Annotated in this window: 13 protein-coding genes; 9 read left to right on the plus strand and 4 right to left on the minus strand. The window is 65.7% G+C overall.

Features of this window, described 5'->3' with window-relative positions; all coding sequences use genetic code 11:
* Window positions 1-34: 34 nt before the first annotated feature.
* Window positions 35-475 (minus strand): cyclic nucleotide-binding domain-containing protein, encoded by a 441-nt coding sequence (locus FVF58_RS26130; RefSeq protein ID WP_246217202.1) that lies wholly within the window; start codon window positions 473-475, stop codon window positions 35-37.
* On the opposite strand from FVF58_RS26130, the gene FVF58_RS51615 reads away from it, so the two are divergent.
* Window positions 474-743 (plus strand): hypothetical protein, encoded by a 270-nt coding sequence (locus FVF58_RS51615; RefSeq protein ID WP_188130935.1) that lies wholly within the window; start codon window positions 474-476, stop codon window positions 741-743. The genes FVF58_RS26130 and FVF58_RS51615 overlap by 2 nt on opposite strands.
* On the opposite strand, the gene FVF58_RS26135 is transcribed toward FVF58_RS51615, so the two are convergent.
* Both FVF58_RS26135 and FVF58_RS26140 read right to left on the minus strand, forming a co-directional pair.
* Window positions 733-1,629, minus strand: coding sequence for an SDR family oxidoreductase (locus FVF58_RS26135; protein WP_149672725.1), 897 nt, complete (start codon window positions 1,627-1,629; stop codon window positions 733-735). The two genes, FVF58_RS51615 and FVF58_RS26135, sit on opposite strands and share 11 nt — an antisense overlap.
* 125 nt (window positions 1,630-1,754) lie before the next feature.
* Complete coding sequence (locus tag FVF58_RS26140; protein ID WP_149672726.1) at window positions 1,755-2,498, minus strand: SDR family oxidoreductase; 744 nt, start codon at window positions 2,496-2,498, stop codon at window positions 1,755-1,757.
* Window positions 2,499-2,635: 137 nt separating this feature from the next.
* On the opposite strand from FVF58_RS26140, the gene FVF58_RS26145 reads away from it, so the two are divergent.
* The 3 genes from FVF58_RS26145 to FVF58_RS26155 all read left to right on the plus strand — a co-directional run bounded on the left by FVF58_RS26145 (window position 2,636) and on the right by FVF58_RS26155 (window position 5,145).
* On the plus strand, window positions 2,636-3,544 hold the full coding sequence (locus tag FVF58_RS26145) for a LysR family transcriptional regulator (RefSeq protein WP_149672727.1): 909 nt from the start codon (window positions 2,636-2,638) through the stop codon (window positions 3,542-3,544).
* Window positions 3,545-3,696: 152 nt separating this feature from the next.
* Window positions 3,697-4,620, plus strand: coding sequence for a LysR family transcriptional regulator (locus tag FVF58_RS26150; RefSeq protein WP_149672728.1), 924 nt, complete (start codon window positions 3,697-3,699; stop codon window positions 4,618-4,620).
* Between the two features lie 207 nt (window positions 4,621-4,827).
* Window positions 4,828-5,145 (plus strand): single-stranded DNA-binding protein, encoded by a 318-nt coding sequence (locus FVF58_RS26155; protein WP_149672729.1) that lies wholly within the window; start codon window positions 4,828-4,830, stop codon window positions 5,143-5,145.
* Here FVF58_RS26155 and FVF58_RS26160 read toward each other — a convergent pair.
* Window positions 5,115-6,059: a LysR family transcriptional regulator gene (locus tag FVF58_RS26160; protein ID WP_246217203.1), complete on the minus strand. Its 945-nt coding sequence runs from the start codon at window positions 6,057-6,059 to the stop codon at window positions 5,115-5,117. The genes FVF58_RS26155 and FVF58_RS26160 overlap by 31 nt on opposite strands.
* Window positions 6,060-6,385: 326 nt before the next feature.
* On the opposite strand from FVF58_RS26160, the gene FVF58_RS26165 reads away from it, so the two are divergent.
* The 5 genes from FVF58_RS26165 to uvrA all read left to right on the plus strand — a co-directional run bounded on the left by FVF58_RS26165 (window position 6,386) and on the right by uvrA (window position 18,768).
* Window positions 6,386-8,140 (plus strand): acyl-CoA dehydrogenase family protein, encoded by a 1,755-nt coding sequence (locus FVF58_RS26165; RefSeq protein WP_149672730.1) that lies wholly within the window; start codon window positions 6,386-6,388, stop codon window positions 8,138-8,140.
* Window positions 8,137-9,363, plus strand: a complete 1,227-nt coding sequence (locus FVF58_RS26170; RefSeq protein ID WP_149672731.1) for a CaiB/BaiF CoA transferase family protein — start codon at window positions 8,137-8,139, stop codon at window positions 9,361-9,363. Before FVF58_RS26165 ends, FVF58_RS26170 begins: the two co-directional genes overlap by 4 nt.
* 72 nt (window positions 9,364-9,435) lie before the next feature.
* Entirely contained in the window at window positions 9,436-10,749 is a 1,314-nt protein-coding gene (locus FVF58_RS26175) for an MFS transporter (protein WP_149672732.1), read from the plus strand.
* A 178-nt stretch (window positions 10,750-10,927) separates the two neighbouring features.
* Window positions 10,928-12,442: a cysteate racemase gene (cuyB, locus tag FVF58_RS26180; RefSeq protein WP_149672733.1), complete on the plus strand. Its 1,515-nt coding sequence runs from the start codon at window positions 10,928-10,930 to the stop codon at window positions 12,440-12,442.
* A 440-nt stretch (window positions 12,443-12,882) separates the two neighbouring features.
* A complete protein-coding gene (uvrA, locus tag FVF58_RS26185) occupies window positions 12,883-18,768 on the plus strand; it encodes an excinuclease ABC subunit UvrA (protein WP_149672734.1) in 5,886 nt (1,961 codons plus the stop codon).
* The last annotated feature ends 732 nt before the right edge of the window (window positions 18,769-19,500 follow it).

A 19,500-nucleotide genomic window follows, 5' to 3' on the forward strand; every position in this document is an offset into this window, starting at 1 on the left:
TGTTCAAGCCGAAGTGCGACGTTCCGGTTCGATGTCATGGCGCGAGTGCGGCCGGGGCGGCGAACAGATCTGCGTAGTAGCGGCGGCCCGCTTCGATGTGCGGGCCGAACGCGAAATCTTGCGCGAGCATCGCGTCGAAATCCGCGCGTTCTATTTTCATCACGTAGCTGTGCTCGGTAGTGACGACGCGGCACGAGCGGTTCGTCACCGTCGCTGTGAACCATTTGCCGGCGCTCGCATGATCTGCCGGATACGCATGTCCGCCGGCTTCGATCTGCCAGCCGCCGTCCAGCAGAATCCAAATGGCTTGATCGCGCGCGTCTGCCGCGCCGCCGTCGCATTGCGCGACGACGCTGCCGGCGCGCGCTTCCCATTCGTGCGAGTGGCCGATCACCCAGCGTAATTGCGCGGTCGTGAGGCTCGTGAAGAACGGCGTGTGCTTCAACAGATGAAGGTACGTGACCGATGGTTGCATGGTCGTGCTCCGCGTGGTGATGGAAGCGGTGGGCGGTGGATGCGGGGCATCGCAGGCGGTGGCGAGCAAGGGCAGTAGCGCCGCGCAAGTGATCAAGGTAGGGCGTTTCATGGTGTGCGGGTTCGGATGGCTCGGGCAGTTGCGAGCGGTAACGGGAATCGCGGGATGCGGGCAGCCAGAGGCAAGCAGCGAGCAGTACTATGCAATTTTCCACCGTCCATCTCGCCCACTTGCCGCCCAACCTCACATCGCGAAACTCACCGCCTGACCCGCGCCTCCAGCAAATCCCCCATCCCGATCCGACGGGCGAACTCGATGCGCACCCGCTCCGACACCTCGAGTACTTCGCGCGCGCCGTCGCCGACGAAGTCGATCACCGGGCGCATCGGCCGCTCGCCCGCTGGCAGTGCGACGATCCGCACGATTTCATCGGCGACGGCTTGCGGATCGGCATCGTCCGGCGTGAGTTCGGACAGGCGCTCGCCGATCCGGTCCATCACGCCGTCATAGCGCGCATAGGCAGCCGCGCGTGCGGCGTCGGCGGGTTTGCCCGCGCTCGGGAAGTGCTCGGTGCCGCGCGTGAACGCACCCGGTACCACGATCGAGGTTTCGATCCCGAAACGCGCGAGCTCGTAGGCCAGCGTGACCGCCAGCGAATCCATCGCGGCCTTCGCGGCGCCATACGGACCGAGAAACGGCGGAAAGCCGCCCTTGGTCGTCGAACTACTGATCCACACCATCAACCCCGCTTCCTGCTTGCGCAGATAGGGCAGCACCGCGCGATTGACGCGTTGCGCGCCGAACACGTTGGTGTCGAACACCTTCATCATTTCCTCGGGCGTGAATGCCTCGCTCGGGCCGACCACCAGATGCCCGGCGTTCTGGATCACCACGTCGAGCCGCCCCTGCTCGCGCACGATCGTCGCGGCAGCCGCGTCGGCCGACTCTTGCGACAGCACGTCGAGTTCGAGCGGATGCAGCTGGATGTCTTGCGCTTCGGCGAGCGCGCGCAACGCGTCGGCACGCGGCTTGTTGCGTCCTTCGACATCGCGCATCGTCGCGTAGACGATATGGCCGGCTTCGGCCAGCGATTGAGCGGTGAGTTTGCCGATGCCCGTACCGGCGCCCGTGACCAGGATGACGTTCTTGCGCATTGTTCGCTCCGTTTCGATTAGATCCGATTCAATTCAATTCGATGAAAGTGCTGCGAGCCCGGAAGCCGCGCCGCGCGCATTCGCGACGCGCGCCCAGCGTCCGACCGGCATGGGGACAGCGCGCGTCAGGCGACGCCGCCGTTGGCGCGCAGGATCTGACCGTTGACCCAGCCCGCGTCCGCGCCGGCTAGGAACGCGACCACAGACGCGATATCGTCCGGTTGGCCGAGACGTTGCAGCGGCGGCATCTTCGCGAAGTTCTGGATCTGTTCGTCGGTCTTGCCGTCGAGGAACAGCGACGTCGCGATCGGACCCGGCGCCACCGCGTTGACGGTGATGTTGCGCCCGCGCAGTTCCTTCGCGAACACATGCGTGAACGCTTCGACCGCCGCCTTCGTCGCGTTGTAGATCGCGTAGCCCGGCATGTTCAGCGCGAGCGTGGTGCTCGAAAAATTGACGATGCGGCCGCCGTTGTTCATCCGCGCCGCGGCTTCGCGCAAGGTGTTGAAGGTGCCGCGCACGTTGATGTCGAAGGTCTGGTCGTACAGCGCGTCGCTGGTGTCGGCGAGCGGCAGGGTCTTGAGCACGCCGGCGTTGTTGATGAGCACGTCGACCTTGCCGAGTTGCTGCTCGGTGATTTCGAACATGCGGCGCACCTCGTCGGCCTTCGACACGTCCGCCTTCACCGCGATCGCCTTCGTGCCGGCGGCGGTGAGTTCAGCGACGAGCGCATCGGCTTCGGCGGAACTGGACGCGTAGTTGATCGCGACCGCGAAGCCATCCTTCGCGAGACGTTGCGCGACCGCCGCGCCGATGCCACGGGACGCGCCGGTCACGATGGCGACTTGAGCGTTGTTGAGCGTGTTCATGATTCGTTTCCTTCGATGTGGTGAGTGGGTGAAACGAATCTTGGACGCTTTCTCCGCATAGATAATCGGTTTAGACTTGGCATCATCATTCCATTTACTTTAACAATGGGCGGTGCGAAGCCGCTGGGGCGCCGGCCATGGATCGTTTCGAGGAAATGCGGGTTTTCGTGCGGATCGCCGAGCGGCAGAGCTTCACCCGCGCCGCCGACGACCTGCAGATTCCGCGCGCCACCGTCACCAACCTGATGAAGCGCATGGAGCAGCGGCTTGGCGCGCGGCTGCTGGAGCGCACCACGCGCACGGTGCGGCTCACGCACGACGGCGAAGCGTACTACCGCCGCTGCGTGCGGCTGATCGCCGACATGGAGGAGGCCGAGGGCTCGTTTTCGAATCTCGCGCCGAAGGGACTGCTACGGGTGAATTTGCAGGGCACGCTGGCGCGGCACTTCGTCGTGCCGGCGTTGCCGGCGTTTCTCGCGCGGTTTCCCGACATCGAGCTGACGATCGGCGAGGACGACCGCCTCGTCGATCTGGTGCGCGAGGGGATCGACTGCGTGCTGCGCGCGGGCAATTTGCAGGATTCGTCGATGGTGGGGCGGCGCGTCGCGCTGCTGCCGCAGGTGACCGTCGCGAGTCCGGCGTATCTCGCCGCGTATGGCGAGCCGGCCGAGCCGTCGGCGTTGTCCGCGCATCGGGCGGTGAACTACGTGTCGAGCGCAACCGGCAAGCCGGTGCCGCTTGAATTCCGCATCGACGGGCGTGATACGGCGATGGTTTTGCCGTCGGTGGTGTCGGTGACGGGCGCCGATCTCTATGCGGGGTCGGCGCTCGCGGGGCTCGGCATCGTGCAGGTGCCGCAGTACCGCGTCGCGGGTGAACTGGCGGCGGGGCGACTGAAGATCATCCTTGCGGATTTTCCGCCGCCGCCGATGCCGGTTTCGGTGTTGTATCCGCAGAACCGGCAGTTGTCGTCGCGTGTGAGAGTGTTCGCGCAGTGGCTGCGGGATATATTTGAAGCGGCGGGGGAGGCGGGGCGGGGTGGGTGAATGGGCGGGCTGAGGGGTGCGTTTCAGCGCATCGGTGGCGGCCGCCAGACCGCTGGTTTCGAACACCAGCGCGTTGTAGCCGAGCACTTCCAGATGACTAGCTCCCCTTTGCCGTACCATCCTTACGTCGAACTCGTTCGAAGGAATGGAACATGTTGTCGGAAGACGAACTGGCTTTGCTCGACGCGATTCGCGAGACCGGCAGTCTGTCGCGAGCGGCGGCGCGCCTGGGCAAGGCGCCGTCCACGGTTTCGCATGCGGCGCGACAACTCGAAACGCGCTTCGACGCGCTGCTGTTCGACCGGCGCCGCTACCGTCTGCAACTGACGCCCGCCGGCCAGCTTCTCGCCGACGAAGCCGCGCGTCTGATGCTGGACATGGCGCGCATGACGCAGCGCGTGCGGCAAATCGCGAGCGGCTGGGAAGACCGGCTGTGGGTGGTCACGGACGAGATCCTCGAATTCGAATTGCTGATGCCCGTGGTGCGCGCATTCGATGCGCTGAACTCCGGCGTCAAGCTGCGCTTCACGCACGAAGTGTTGAGCGGCACGTGGGAGGCGCTGCGCGACGGCCGCGCGGATCTGATCGTCGGCGCGACCAATGAGCCGCCGGCGATTCCCGGCCTGCGCTGGTTCGAACTCGGCGTGATGGACTGGGTGTTCGCGGTGTCGCCGCGTCATCCGTTGGCGGCCGTCGAAGGACCGCTCGGCCGCGAGCGGATACTTGAGCATCGCGCGGTGGTGGTGGCCGATTCGTCGCGTGTGACAGCGGGGCGCGCGTATGGAATGATAGGCGGACAGGCGTCGCTGGCGGTGCCGACCATGCGGGCGAAAATTCTCGCGCAGCGCGACGGGCTGGGTGTCGGATGGCTGCCGCGCCAGCGGGTGGCGTCGCTGCTGAAGAAGGGCGAACTGATCGGGAAGGCGACCGCCGATCCGCGCGAACCGAACGTGTTGTATGTCGCGTGGCGCGGCGATCATGAGGGACGCGCGTTGCAATGGTGGCTCGAACAGTTGCGGCAGCCGCGCCTTGCGAAACGCCTCGTGCGCGGCGTCGATCTCGAGATCGGCGGTTAATCGGCGCATAACTGCCGGATCATCAGACGTTGGCTCACGACGGGCAATTGGCAAGCCAGCGCCGTTCGCCAATCCACGCGCGACAGCTTCTTTTCCCAGACCGTGTGCCTTCTCATGGGATCATACGCACCGTGCCGGGCGATAGCGCTATTTGCACAGCAAGCCCGAAGGAAATCTCCCTGGGCACACAATCACAGGAGCAACACGATGATCGAAGGACTGGTGGGCGGACGTTTATATGGCGAGGCGCAGATTCGCACGGGGCAGAACGGCAGGCGCTTCGTGACCTGCAAGGTGCGGGCGGCCACCAACGACGGCGACACGATCTTCGTCAACGTGATCGCGTTCGACGACGACGTGCAAACCGCGCTGCTCGCGTTGAGCGACGCCGACAGCGTCGCGCTGAGCGGCACCCTGACGCCCAAGGTCTGGACGGACAAGAATGGCCTGGTCAAACCGGCCGTGGACATGATCGCCCACAAGCTGCTAACGGCCTACGACGGCCGCCGCGATGAAGGTGAATGAGGCGAATGAGCCGACGGAGAAGTTTTCGCGGACTTGCCGCCAACCTCGTTCAGATACTCGACGAATCGATCGGCGACCGGCTCCGCGTCGCCGCTCCTGCGCAACAGCAGCACTTGAGATAGCAGCGTCTCGCCGCGCAACGGCAGAAAGCAGACCCGCGGGTCCTGCACCTGCCGCAACGTATACGGCACCAGCGCGACCCCCATCCCGAAGCCGACCATCGTAACGACGGTCTGCCACAACCGCGCCTCATGCCGGATCAACGGACTGAAGCCCGCGCTCACGCACTGCGCGATGATCAGATCGTGATAATGCGGTGACACGGTGCGCGGAAACAGAATGAACGGCTCTTGCGCGAGCGCGCGCAGATCGACGCGGCGTTTGCGCGCGAGCGGATGATCGACCGGCAGACAGCACAGGAACGGCTCGGAAAACACCGGCGTGGAAATCACGTCGGACGCGAAATTGCCCCAATGCGCGCAGCCCATGTCGATCTGCATCCGCTGGATCGCATGCACCTGCTCGCTGGTGTTCATCTCCTTGAGCACGATTTCGACGCCCGGATAGTCGGCCTCGAAGCGGCTCACCGCCTGCGGCATCCCACGGTACAGCATCGAATTCACGAAGCCGATCCGCAAGCGGCCGGCGAGGCCATGCGCCGAGCGGACCGTGATGCGCTCGGCTTCGGCCGCCTGCAACAACAAACGCCGCGCCTCGCCGAGCAACACCTGGCCGGCGTTGGTCAGCGCGACCGACTTGTTGGTGCGCGCGAGCAACTGCACGCCGAGCTGTTCCTCGAACTTGCGGATGTCGAAGCTCAAGGCCGGCTGCGAAATGAACAGCCGCTTGGCCGCGCGGCCGAAATGCAGCTCCTCGGCGACCGCCACGAAATAGCGCAATTGCTTCAGGTCCACGCCAGTCTCCACTCTTTTAACGATAAGCCACGTCTATCGTACCGGATATAAGTTGTATTAGACGATTATCGAAGCCGCTTCTATGCTCTTTCCACAACGCAACTACCTTGCGTGGGACCAGAGTAAGTGCTTTGCGCCAACGCTGGTCGACCGCGATGAATTGCATGGGACCAGAGTAAGGCGCTAAAGCGCCAACGCTGGTCGACCGCAAAAAAATGCATGGGACCAGAGTAGGCGCTAAAGCGCCAACGCTGGTCGACCGCAATAAATTGCATGGGACCTGAGTAAGGCGCTGAAGCGCCAACTCTGGTCGACAGGAGACAAGCATGAGCGACAACACCGCGCAGCCGGCACACGGCTCGTCCAATATTCCCGATAGCAGGGGCATCAACTTCTTCACGAGCGATCCGGACTTCGCGCGCCTCATCAGGCTGCATCTCGGCGACGCGCTGTATCGCGAGCTGGAAAGCCAGCTCGTTGCGCTGGGCCGGCGCGCGTCCGACGAACTCGACGCATGGGCGCTGTCCGCCGACAAGAACCCACCGCAGCTGCGCCATCGCACGCGGCGCGGCGAAGCGCTGCAAAGCATCGACAAGCATCCCGACTACGTCGCGCTGGAACGCGTCGCTTACGCCGAGCTGGGTCTCGCGTCGATGAGCCACGACACCCGCAACGGCAAGACACCGCCACCGCCGCTCGTCAAATATGCGCTGACCTTCCTGTTCGTGCAGGCCGAATTCGGCCTGTGCTGCCCCGTCAGCATGACCGATTCGCTCACGCGCACGCTGCGCAAGTTCGGCGCGCCGGAACTGGTCGCGCGTTTCCTGCCGATGCTGGCCTCGCGCGATTTCGACACGCTGTTCCAGGGCGCGATGTTCATGACCGAACAGGCGGCCGGCTCCGACGTCGCCCGCATCGCCACGCGCGCGGCGCGTGAAACCGACGCGGCGTGGCGTCTGTACGGCGACAAATGGTTCTGCTCGAACGCCGACGCCGATCTCGCGATGGTGCTCGCGCGTGCCGACGACGCGCCGCCCGGCATCAACGGCCTCGGCCTGTTCCTGCTGCCGAAGACGCTGCCCGACGGCTCGCGCAACAGCTACCGGATCGTGCGTCTGAAGGACAAGCTCGGCAGCCGCTCGATGGCGAGCGGCGAGATCGTGCTCGAAGGCGCGCAGGCCTATCTGATCGGCGAAGTGGGGCGCGGCTTTCACCAGATGGCCGACATGATCAACATGTCGCGGCTGTCGAACGGCGTGCGCGCGGCCGGTTTGATGCGCCGCGCGCTGACGGAGGCGCTGCACATCGCGCGCAATCGCGAGGCGTTCGGCCGCAAGCTGATCGACATGCCGCTGATGCAGCGGCAATTGCTGAAGATGATGCTGCCCGCCGAACAGGCGCGCTCGATTTTCATGCGGATCGCGCTGCTGCTCCCGCACGCCGACGCCGGCGACCTTCAGGCGGCGAAGTGCGTGCGCATCCTCACGCCGCTGATCAAGTTCCGCGCGTGCCGCGACGCGCGCCGCGTGACCGGCGACGCGATGGAAGTGCGCGGCGGCACCGGCTATATCGAGGAATGGAGCGACGCGCGGCTCGTGCGCGACGCGCATCTCGGCTCGATCTGGGAAGGCACCAGCAACATCGTTGCGCTCGACATCGCGCGGGCGGCCAAACGCGACGGCGCGCTCGAACCATTGCGCAACTATTTGCAGGATCTGCTCGGCGCGGCCGGCCTGCCCGCGGCCAGCCTCGCGTTGCTGCGCTCGACCTTGACGCGTGCTTGCGACGCGCTCGCGCGCGTCGCCGATTCCGGTCGCGACGAATGGGTCCGGCAGGCCGGCTCGGCGCTGTATCACGCGAGCACGGCCGTGCTGATGGCTTGCGAAGGCGTGCAACTCGCACCAGATTACCGACGGCTCGCGCTGGCGCATCTGGTGGTGCGCCACAAGCTGATGCCGTCCGATCCGCTCGATTTGCACACGGTGCCTGACGACATCGCAGTGATCGATGCGCTGGTCGATGGCCGCGAGGTCACGCTCGACGAGGCGCTGCAGCTGCTGCCGGCAGGGGGCGAACAATGACCGCATCCGTGAACCGGACCGCCGGCCACGCCGCAGGCGCGCTGCATGGCATCAAGGTGATCGACCTGAGCCGCGTGCTCGGCGGTCCGTACTGCACGCAGGCGCTCGCCGATCACGGTGCCCAGGTGATCAAGCTCGAACCGCCCGACGGCGACGAAACGCGCGGCTGGGGCCCGCCGTTCTACGGCGACACCGCGTGGTACTTCGCGGGCGTGAACCGCAACAAACAGGGCATCGCAGTCGATCTGTCGCGCGACGAAGGCCGCGCGATCCTGTGGAAGCTGCTCGAAGACGCCGACGTGCTGGTCGAAAACTTCAAGCCCGGCACGCTGGCCCGCTGGGGCATGGACTACGAGCGCGACTTGCGCGAACGCTTTCCGAAACTGATTCACTGCGCGGTGTCGGGCTTCGGCCCCGACGGCCCGCTCGGCGGCTTGCCCGGCTACGACGCCGCGATCCAGGCGATGACCGGCCTGATGAGCGTGAACGGCGAGCGCGACGGCCCCGCCACGCGCGTCGGCCTGCCGGTCGTCGACATGGTGACGGGTCTGAATGCGCTCGCCGGCATTCTGCTCGCGCTTGCCGAGCGCGCGCAAAGCGGGCGCGGCCAGTCGATCGACATCGCGCTGTACGACTGCGGCGTGTCGCTGCTGCATCCGCATCTGCCGAACTATTTCGGTTCGGGCCGCACGCCGCAGCGCAGCGGTAACGCGCATCCGAACATCACGCCTTACGACAGCTACCGCACCGCGACCGCGCCGATCTTTCTCGCGGTCGGCAACGACCGCCAGTTCGCGAAGCTGTGCGCGCATCTCGGCGCGCCCGAACTCGCTGACGATCCGCGCTACGCCGACAACCGCAGCCGCTGCGCGCATCGCGAGCCGCTGAAGGCGGCGCTCGAAAGCCTGCTCGCGACGCACGAGTGCGAACCGCTCGCGCACGCGCTGATCAACGCGGGCGTGCCGTGCGGCCCGGTGCAAAGCGTCGATGTCGTCGCGACGCATCCGCACACCTTGCATCGCGCGATGGTGATCGAGATGGGCGAGTATCGCGGCATCGCGTCGCCGATCAAGCTGTCGCGCACGCCGGCCACCTATCGCAGCGCGCCGCCGGCGCTCGGAGCCGATACGCGCGAGGTGCTCGACGCGTTGGGTATCGACGCGGCCACCCAGCAGCGTCTGTTCGAAGCGGGCGTGCTCAAGGCCGAGATGATCGAGAGCTAGCGCCAGCGGTTTTGCGGCGACGGCACGCAGAAGCCGCGCCTTCCGGAAAACAACGATCTTGGAGACACAGACATGAATCGCGAGCCTCACGAACACGCCGGCACCCGGCAACCCACGCGCGCGGCGGCCGCCGCGTTTGTCGGCACCACCATCGAGTGGTACGACTTTTACATCTACGCCACCGCGTCCGCGCTGATCTTCGGCAAGCTGTTTTTCCCCGTCAGCGATCCGTTCTTCGCCACACTCGCTTCGTTCGGCACCTTCGCGGTCGGCTTTTTCGCGCGGCCCTTCGGCGGTCTCGTGTTCGGCCACCTGGGCGACCGCATCGGCCGCAAGAAAGCGCTGGTCGCGACGCTGGCGATCATGGGCGTCGGCACGGTCGGCATCGGCTTCCTGCCGACCTACGCGAGCGCCGGCACCTGGGCGCCGGTGCTGCTGGTGCTGCTGCGCGTCGCGCAGGGCATCGCGATCGGCGGCGAGTGGGGCGGCGCGGTGCTGATGGCGAGCGAACATGCGCCCAAAGGCAAGCGCACGTTCTTCGCGTCGTTCGCGCAGCTCGGCAGCCCGGCGGGGTTGATCCTGTCGCTGCTGGCGTTTCGCGCGGTGGCGTCGATGGACAAGGAGGCGTTTCTCGCCTGGGGTTGGCGCCTGCCGTTTCTCGCCAGCGCGGTGCTGCTGGTGGTCGGCTTGCTGATCCGCTCGGGGGTCGACGAATCGCCGGAATTCAACGCGCTGAAGGCGCAACGGCGGGTGGCCGCGCTGCCGGTCGCCGAAGTGCTGCGCGACGCGTGGCGCACCGTGTTGCTGTGCCTCGGCGCGAACGTGATCGGCGTGGCGGGCGCGTGGTTCGTCAACACGTTCATGCTCAATTACACGACGCAGACGCTCGGGCTGGACCGTTCGCTGATTCTCGATTGCCTGTTCGTGGTCGCGTTCATCCAGTTGTTCACACAGCTCGGCTCGGGCTGGTTCGCGCAGCGTATCGGCACCGGACGCTTCCTGAAGGGCGCGGCCGCGCTGGCGATGCTGTCGCCGTATCCGATGTTCGCGCTGGTCTCCACGGGGCGGCCGGTGGCGATCGTGATCGGCATTGCGCTGGCGGTGATGTGCATGTCGAGTTCGTATGCGGTGATGGCCGGCTTCATGTCGACCGCGTTCGCGGTGCGAGTCCGGTATTCGGCGATTTCGCTGTCCTACCAAATGTGCGCCGCGCTGGCCGGCGGCTTGACGCCGCTGATCGGCACCGTGCTCGCGCATCGGTATCCGGGTGCGTGGTGGCCGCTCGCGGTGTTCTATAGCTGTCTGGCTGGCGTTTCGCTGGTGTGCATCGGTACGCTGGAGCGCCGCAAGCGGGGCGTGGCGCATGGCGCCGTCGAGGCGGCTTAGTCCGCCGGCTTTCCCGCGCGGCGAGCGGTGGCGCGCGGGAAAAAATTCAAAAGAAACCGGGCAGGAAACCGCTTTTCGTGGTTAACCCCACGTCATGCGCGGCCGACATGGTGTCATCCTCAAGCGCAAACGCCGCCCGGCCTTCAGGCAGACGGACAAGACGACGGGGGAAGTCAACATGAATCGCTTTCGTTCACTGGGTGTGGCGGCTGGCGCAGCGCAGTTCGCCAGCGCCGACATCCTGAGCAGGATGAGCGCCGCGTCGCGCCGCGCCGGCGCGGCGCGGCCGTTCGACCTGGTGCTGGAGCCGCGCAGCTGGCAAGGCCCGGCTGCGCCGCACGCGGCGAACGCGCAGTTCAAGATCCACATGTTCGACACGATGCGCGCGTTCGAAAAACGCGGCGTCGATGCGATCGTGCTGCCGTGCTTTCTCAGTCATACCTTCATCGACGAACTCACCGCGAATCTCGCCGTGCCGGTCGCCAACATCATGACGGCGCTGGTCGCGCATGTGCGGCGCACGTTTCCGTCGGCGCGGCGGATCGGCGTGCTGACTGCCGGGGCCATCCGCGAAAACGGCCTGTTTGAACGCTATTTCGACGCCCCGCGCTTCAGTGTGCTGCATCCGCGTGAGGGCAGCGGCGTGGACTGCGTGACGAGCGCCGTCTATGGCGACGAGGGCATCCGCAACGGGCGCGTGCACGGCCGGCCCGTCGAGTTGCTGCGCGCGGCTTGCGCGGACCTGGTCGCGCAGGGCGCCGAGATCATCGTGCCGGGACTGGCCGAGATCGGCCTCGTGTTGCGCGCGCTCGGCCCGTTCGAGGTGCCGCTCGTCGATACCAATCAGGTCTACGCACGCTATGTCGCGGCGGGCCGGTACACGCAGCAGGAGCGGCGTTTCAAGCTGGGCGTGGTGGGTGGCGTCGGGCCCGCGGCGACTGTCGATTTCATGGCCAAGCTGGTCCGCAATACGCCGGCCATGCGCGACCAGGACCACATCAAGGTGATCGTCGAACAGAATCCGCAGATTCCGGACCGCACCGACGCGCTCGTCGGCGACGGCGATGACCCGACGCTCGCGCTGTATGCCGCGTGCAAGACCCTGGAAGAAGGCGGCGCGGATCTGATCGCGATTCCGTGCAATACCGCGCATGCATTCGTCGAGCGGATCCAGCCGGGCTTGGGCATTCCGATCGTCAACATGCTGACCTGTGCCGCCGATTACCTGCGCGAAACGTTCCCGGGCTTGCGCGAAGTCGGCGTGCTGGCCACCTCCGGCACGCTCGCGAGCCGGGTCTACGAACAGGCGCTCGACGCGCGCGGCTTCGCGCAGATCGCGCCGGGCGCGCCTGCGCAGGCGCGGCTGATGAACGCCGTCTACGGCCCGCGCGGCGTGAAGGCGGGCTACACGTCGGGCGAATGCGGCGACGACCTCGCGGCCGCCGTCGACGATCTGGTTGCTCAGGGCGTGCAGGTGATCGTGCTGGCCTGCACCGAGTTGCCGCTGTTGCTGCGCGACGCCGTGCTGGCGTGCCCGGGCGGGCGGGTGGTGCGGGTCGTCGATCCGACCGAGGTGCTGGCGCGGCGCTGCATCGCGTATGCGCTTGGCGGCAGCGGTGCACAAGCCGCCGTGACTGGCTCGGCGGAGTTAGCCGAGGGCGGCGGGTTCGGCGTGGAAAGCGCGTACGGCTAGTGCCGGGTTGCCGTCGCTCGCTCGCTTGCTTGCCTGTGTGCCGTATGCATGCGGTACGTGGCGGGTGGGAGGCGAGATGTTCCGCACTGCCGGGCCCTCTGGCACCTTCTGGCACCCCTTGACCTTCCTTGCTCTCCTTACGCCCGCCGCCGCCGCCGCGGGCGGCTCAATCCGTCCCTTCCAGATCGGTACGACGCTTGCTGCCGGGTTGAACGGCGCGGGTTTCCATCGCCGGTCACGGCCCGCAGCGCTGCGCCAACGCAGCCGTGTCGCGTCATGGAAAACTGTATAGATATACAGTATAGTATCCCGTTGCAAGCCGGGGCTCCAATGCGCGTAACGCGTTCATCGCGTAGGCGCACCTGCGTCGGCTGCACCGAACTTGCGCGGTCGCGAGGCGTCCGTGAGAGGTGGCCCACTCATTCAGACGGTCGGAAAAATTGTCATCTAACGGCACTATCAAGATTCGCGGCGCGCGCCAGCACAACCTCAAGAACGTCGATCTCGACGTGCGGACCGGCGAAATGACGGTCGTCACCGGGCCGTCCGGCTCGGGCAAATCGAGCCTCGTGTTCGACACGCTGTACGCGGAAGGGCAGCGGCGTTACGTCGAAACCTTCAGCGCCTACGCCCGGCAGTTTCTCGACCGCATGGACCGGCCGCAAGTCGACCGGGTGGACGGCGTGCCGCCCGCCATCGCGATCGACCAGACCAACCCGGTGCGCAGTTCGCGCTCAACCGTCGGCACCATGACGGAACTCAACGATCACCTGAAGCTGCTCTATGCGCGCGCGGCCGAACTGTTCGATCGCAAGACCGCGCAGCAGGTGCGCCACGACACGCCGGAAACCATCTACGCCGAATTGCTCGAGCGCACCGCGCAAGACGAGCCGCGGCTGGTCGTCACGTTCCCGGTCGAGTTGCCGGAGTCCGCGTCCGAGCAGGAAGTCGAGCAGTGGTTGTCAGCGAGCGGCTATACGCGCGTGCAGGCGCAGCGCGAAGTCGATTCGCCCACCGGCAGGCGCAAGCTGCTCGATGTGGTGGCCGACCGCTTCCGCCTGCGTTCGGTCGACAAGCAGCGGGTGGTCGAGGCGATCGAGGCGTCGCTCAAGCGCGGCGGCGGCCGCGTCAACATCTACGTGCTGCCTGCCACGCCGGACGGGCCGCAGGGTCAGGACGCCGAGCCGCAGATCTGGCGTTTCTCCACCGGCCTGCACAGCCCGGAAAGCGATCTGCGCTACGCCGATCCGCAACCCGCGCTGTTCTCGTTCAACTCGGCCTACGGCGCGTGCGAAGTCTGCCGCGGGTTCGGCCGCGTGATCGGCGTCGATCTAGGGCTCGTGATTCCCGACGCACGCAAGACGCTGGCCGACGGCGCGATCAAGCCGATGCAAACGCCCGCCTGGAAAGAATGCCAGGACGACCTGATGCGCTACGCGGCGAAGGCCGACATCCGCCGCGGCACGCCGTGGGGCGAGCTGACGGACGCCGAGCGCGACTGGGTCATCAACGGTTCGCCGGATTGGAACGGCAAGTGGCAAAGCCATTGGTACGGGGTCAAGCGCTTCTTCGAATATCTCGAATCCAAAGCGTACAAGATGCATATTCGCGTGCTGCTGTCGAAGTACCGCAGCTACACGCCGTGCGAAACCTGCGGCGGAGCGCGTCTGAAAACGGAGTCGCTGCTGTGGCGCCTCGGCAGCAAAGCGAACGCGGAAGACGTAATGCCGGCCGCCCAGCGCTTCATGCCGCGCGGCGTTCAGTGGTCGCGCGCACAGCTCGAAGCGTTGCCGGGCCTGACCGTGCACGACCTGATGCTGATGCCGATCGAGCGCATCCGGCGCTTCTTCGACGAGATCAGCCTGCCGAGCGCGTTGCTCGACGATGCGCTGAAGCTGCTGCTCGCCGAAGTGCGCACACGCCTCAAATACCTGTGCGACGTCGGCCTCGGTTATCTGACGCTCGACCGGCAAAGCCGCACGCTGTCGGGCGGCGAGGTGCAGCGGATCAACCTGACCACGGCGCTCGGCACGTCGCTGACCAAAACGCTGTTCGTGCTCGACGAACCGAGCATCGGCCTGCATCCGCGCGACCTGAACCGGATCGTCGAAGCGATGCACCGGCTGCGCGATGCGGGCAATACGCTGGTGGTGGTCGAGCATGACCCGTCGGTGATGCTCGCGGCGGATCGGCTGATCGACATGGGCCCGGGGCCGGGCGAGCGCGGCGGCTCGATCATTTTCGACGGCGCGCCCGAGGCGATCCGCGCGTCCGGCACGCTCACCGGTGAGTATCTCGGCGGCCGCCGGCATGTGGCGGACGCGGCGCACTGGTCGCAACGTCCGGTGGACGCCAGCACGCCGCGCATCGTGCTCGAAGGCGCGACGGAACACAACCTGCGCGATGTCACGGTCGACATTCCGTTGCAGCGGCTCGTCTGCGTGACGGGCGTGTCGGGCTCCGGCAAATCCACCTTGCTGCAGGACGTGCTGTATCCGGCCATGGCACGGCACTTCGGTCTCGCCACTGAAGCGCCGGGCGCGTTCAGAAGCCTGACCGGCGCGGATCAGGTCACCGACGTGGTGTTCGTTGACCAGTCGCCGATCGGCAAGACCGCGCGCTCGAATCCGGCCAGTTATGTCGGCGCGTTCGACGAAATCCGCAAGCTGTTCGCGAAGGCGCCGCTCGCGCAGCAGCGCGGCTACGGCCCCGGCATGTTCAGCTTCAACTCGGGCGACGGCCGCTGTCCGACCTGTGGCGGTTCGGGTTTCGAACATATCGAAATGCAGTTCCTGAGCGACGTGTATCTGCGCTGTCCGGACTGCGACGGGCGCCGCTATCGCGCGGAACTGCTCGAAGTGAAGATCGAGCGCGGCGCACCGGCGCGCGCGCTGAGCATTGCCGACGTGCTGGAACTGACCGTCAGCGAGGCTGCCGCCTACTTTGCCAAGGATGCCGAAGTATTGCGCGTGTTGCAGCCGATCATCGATGTCGGCCTCGAATACGTGAAACTGGGCCAGCCGGTGCCCACGCTCTCCGGCGGCGAGGCGCAGCGGCTCAAGCTCGCGGGCTTCCTCGCCGAATCGGCGCAGGCGCGCAGTGCGCGCAGCGCGAAGCAGCCGGTCGCGAAGCGTCTGTTCATGTTCGACGAACCGACCACCGGCCTGCATTTCGACGACATCGCCAAGCTGATGCAGGCGTTCGGCAAACTGCTGACCAGCGGCCATTCGCTGATCGTGATCGAACACAATCTCGACGTGATACGCGCGGCCGACTGGCTGATCGACCTCGGTCCCGAAGGCGGCGACGGCGGTGGCCGCGTGCTGTGCGCGGGCACGCCGGAAGAGGTCAAGCAGTGCCCGCAATCGCATACCGGCGAAGCGCTGCTGCAATACGACCGCGCGATGGACGCGACGGCCGGGCCCGAGTCGCCGGGCTTGCCGTTGCAAAAGGCGCTGAGCGCGGCGCGCGCGCGCCGGGCGATCGAAGGCGAGGACGTGGTGCGCATCGTCAATGCGCGCGAGCACAACCTGAAAGCGCTGGACGTGGACATCCCGCACGGCAAGTTCAACGTGATTACCGGCGTGTCCGGTTCGGGCAAGTCCACGCTCGCGTTCGACATTCTGTTCCACGAAGGACAGCGCCGTTATCTCGAGTCGCTGAATGCGTACGCGCGTTCCATCGTGCAGCCGGCCGGACGGCCCGAGGTCGACGCGGTGTACGGCATTCCGCCGACCGTCGCGATCGAACAGCGGCTCTCGCGCGGCGGCCGCAAGAGTACCGTGGCGACTACGTCCGAGGTGTGGCACTTCCTGCGGCTGCTCTACGTGAAGCTCGGTTTGCAGCATTGCATTCACGACGGCGCGCCGGTCACGTCGCAAAGCGTGGAATCCATCGCGGCGCAGCTATTGCGCGATCACAAAGGGCAGCACGTCGGTTTTCTGGCGCCGCTGGTGGTGAACCGCAAGGGCGTCTATACCGATCTCGCGAAATGGGCCAAAGCGCGCGGCAATACGCACCTGCGCGTGGATGGCGAGTTCGTGCCGGTGGACCCGTGGCCGAAGCTCGACCGCTTCCGCGAACACACGATCGAATTGCCGGTGACCGACCTCGTCGTGTCGGCGGACCATGAGGCCGAATTGCGCGAGGCGCTCGACCGCACGCTGGAAGCGGGCAAGGGCGTGATGCATCTGCTCGCGCCGCTCGACGGTCTGCACGACGCGATCAACGGCGGCCGTCCCACGGCGAAGCTCGGCGCGGTGAAGGTGCTGTCCACCAAACGCGCGTGTCCGGTGTGCGGCACGAGCTATCCCGAACTCGACCCGCGCATGTTCTCGTACAACAGCAAGCACGGCTGGTGCACGACCTGCGTCGGCACGGGGCTGTCGCTCACGCGCGAGCAACGCGCCGCCTATGACGACACGATCGTCGTCGACGACAATCGCGGCCGCGAGCAGAGCTTGCCGTCGGAGGAGCAGGAACCCGAAGGCCTCGTCGACGAACCGTGTCCGGATTGTTCGGGCACGCGGCTGAACCCGACGGCGCGCGCGGTCACGTTCAGTTCGCAGGCTATCGTCGATGTCGCGCAATGGACCGTGTCGGACACGCGCGCGTGGATCGACACATTGGAGATGAGCGGCCGCGACGCAGAAATCGCGCGCGACGTGATCAGCGAAATCGGCAGCCGCCTGCAATTTCTGGAAGAGGTCGGGCTCGGCTACCTGAGTCTCGATCGCGCGGCGCCGAGTCTGTCGGGCGGTGAAGCACAGCGCATCCGGCTCGCGGCGCAACTCGGCAGCAACCTGCAGGGCGTGTGCTACGTGCTCGACGAGCCGACCATCGGCCTGCATCCGCGCGACAACCAGATTTTGCTGAACGCGTTGCGCAAGCTGGGCGAGAAGGGCAATACGCTGGTCGTCGTCGAGCATGACGAAGACACGATCCGCCGTGCCGATCACATCATCGATATCGGGCCGGGCGCGGGCAAACGCGGCGGCTCGCTCATTGCGCAGGGCAGCGTGGCGGACCTGTCGGCGCAGCCTGATTCGGTGACCGGGCAGTTTCTCGCGCAGCCCATCGTGCATCCGTTGCAGGCGCGCCGTGAAGTGGTCGCGGCGGGCAAACGCGCGGCCGCGGTGCCGGAGAACTGGCTGACCGTGCATGGCGGCAAGCTGCATAACTTGCGCAATGTGACGGTCGGCATTCCGCTGTCGCGGCTGGTGGCGGTGACCGGCGTCAGCGGCTCCGGCAAGTCGACGCTTGCGCGCGATGTGCTGATGACCAACCTGCTGGATGCGGTCGGGCGCTCGGTGCTGTCGTCGCCGGCCACGCGGCGCGCGCGTGCGGCGGCCGAAGACAAGCCTGCCGCGAACCGGCGTTCGAGTGTGCTCGCGCGCTCGGCGCCGCGCGCGCCGCTGAACGTCACGCATGCATGGCAAGGCTGCGACTCGATCACCGGCTGGGAGAGCATCGACCGGGTGCTCGAAGTCGATCAGACGCCGATCGGCAAAACGCCGCGCTCGTGTCCCGCCACGTACATCGGCGTGTGGGACGCGATCCGCAAGCTGTTCGCGGGCACGCTGGAAGCGCGCGCGCGCGGCTATACGGCCTCGCGGTTCTCGTTCAACACCGGCGAAGGCCGTTGTCCGGCTTGCGAGGGCCAGGGCGTGCGCACGATCGGCATGAGCTTCCTGCCCGATGTGAAAGTGCCGTGCGACGTTTGCCACGGGCAGCGCTTCAATCCCGAGACGCTCGCGGTGACGTGGCGCGGCAAGAATATCGGCGACGTGCTGACGATGGAAATCGACGAAGCCGTCGAGTTCTTCGGGCCCATCTCGAACATCGCCCATCCGTTGCAGTTGATGAAGGATGTCGGGCTCGGCTATCTGACGCTCGGCCAGCCGTCGCCCACGTTGTCAGGCGGCGAAGCGCAGCGGATCAAGCTGGTCACCGAGTTGAGCAAAGTGCGTGACGACATCACGCGGCGCGGTCAGAAGTCGCCACACACGCTGTACGTGCTCGATGAGCCGACCGTCGGCTTGCATATGGCTGACGTCGCGAAACTGATTCGCGTGCTGCATCGTCTCGCGGATGGCGGCCATAGCGTGGTCGTCATCGAGCACGACCTCGACGTGATTGCCGAGGCGGACTGGATCATCGATCTCGGTCCGGAAGGTGGCGTGGGCGGCGGGGGGATCGTCGCTGCGGCAGATCCGGAAGGATTGTCCCGCGTCGCGGCCAGTCACACCGGCGCGGCGTTGCGGCCTGTGCTTGCGCGAACGCAGAACGGCGCGGCTGTCGTCGCGGGCGAGGGTACCAACGGGTGATGCTGCAAAGCGGCGCAAAGGCCTTTGTGCCGCTTTGCATGGTCGTTGCGTGCATGGGTTCGTACGAGTCGAAAGACCACCGCCTCGTGGCGCACAGATGTTTTTCGGCAGGTGCGATTCAGCCTTGGTCCGGCATCTCGACGATCGCGCCGCGACCGACGAGATGCGCGCCGTTTGCGGCCAAGTGAAATAAAGCTGATTCCTTACCCATACAATTGCTGCGCCGCGTTAATCATCTGACGTATATATATTCTGCGTTAAAAGGGCTTTTAATTCATATGTAAAGACCCGCGATGTTTCAAAAGTGAATCAATTTTTAACGCCCTGGAATTCGTCGCAGAATCGAGTAATCGGGTGCACTTCGGCATAGCGTGGTTCAGCGCCGGAATGAGGCCGATAAATTCCCGATTTGCGAATAAAAAGCCGATTGAATGGGCATTATCTGCGGATATTGGTTTTCAGGTTTGAAACATTTTAGAACTCCAGCGAAAGCTCGTCGGCGCCACGAAGCCTTTCTTCGCAGAATCTGAAAACTTCTGACCGTATCTCGTGAAAGCGAGGCTGCGCCTGGTTCTCCGGGTAACGACCCGCGCGGGCCCACTGCGCTTGTAGTGCAGTCCGCGAACTCATCGCGCTATCATATCGAACACGTGATAATTGTTTTCTTCATACATTCGTTCGCGTAACGACATTTTGTTTTTCAAATTTACTATAGCGATCTATTCCGCTAAT

Source organism: Paraburkholderia panacisoli, from assembly GCF_008369935.1.
GTDB lineage: Bacteria > Pseudomonadota > Gammaproteobacteria > Burkholderiales > Burkholderiaceae > Paraburkholderia > Paraburkholderia panacisoli.

Coding starts and splice junctions, on each gene's coding strand:
- FVF58_RS51615 (WP_188130935.1), top strand. CDS start 474: ATGGTCGTGCTCCGCGTGGTGATGGAAGCGGTGGGCGGTGGATGCGGG.
- FVF58_RS26130 (WP_246217202.1), bottom strand. CDS start 475: ATGCAACCATCGGTCACGTACCTTCATCTGTTGAAGCACACGCCGTTC.
- FVF58_RS26135 (WP_149672725.1), bottom strand. CDS start 1,629: ATGCGCAAGAACGTCATCCTGGTCACGGGCGCCGGTACGGGCATCGGC.
- FVF58_RS26140 (WP_149672726.1), bottom strand. CDS start 2,498: ATGAACACGCTCAACAACGCTCAAGTCGCCATCGTGACCGGCGCGTCC.
- FVF58_RS26145 (WP_149672727.1), top strand. CDS start 2,636: ATGGATCGTTTCGAGGAAATGCGGGTTTTCGTGCGGATCGCCGAGCGG.
- FVF58_RS26150 (WP_149672728.1), top strand. CDS start 3,697: ATGTTGTCGGAAGACGAACTGGCTTTGCTCGACGCGATTCGCGAGACC.
- FVF58_RS26155 (WP_149672729.1), top strand. CDS start 4,828: ATGATCGAAGGACTGGTGGGCGGACGTTTATATGGCGAGGCGCAGATT.
- FVF58_RS26165 (WP_149672730.1), top strand. CDS start 6,386: ATGAGCGACAACACCGCGCAGCCGGCACACGGCTCGTCCAATATTCCC.
- FVF58_RS26170 (WP_149672731.1), top strand. CDS start 8,137: ATGACCGCATCCGTGAACCGGACCGCCGGCCACGCCGCAGGCGCGCTG.
- FVF58_RS26175 (WP_149672732.1), top strand. CDS start 9,436: ATGAATCGCGAGCCTCACGAACACGCCGGCACCCGGCAACCCACGCGC.
- cuyB (WP_149672733.1), top strand. CDS start 10,928: ATGAATCGCTTTCGTTCACTGGGTGTGGCGGCTGGCGCAGCGCAGTTC.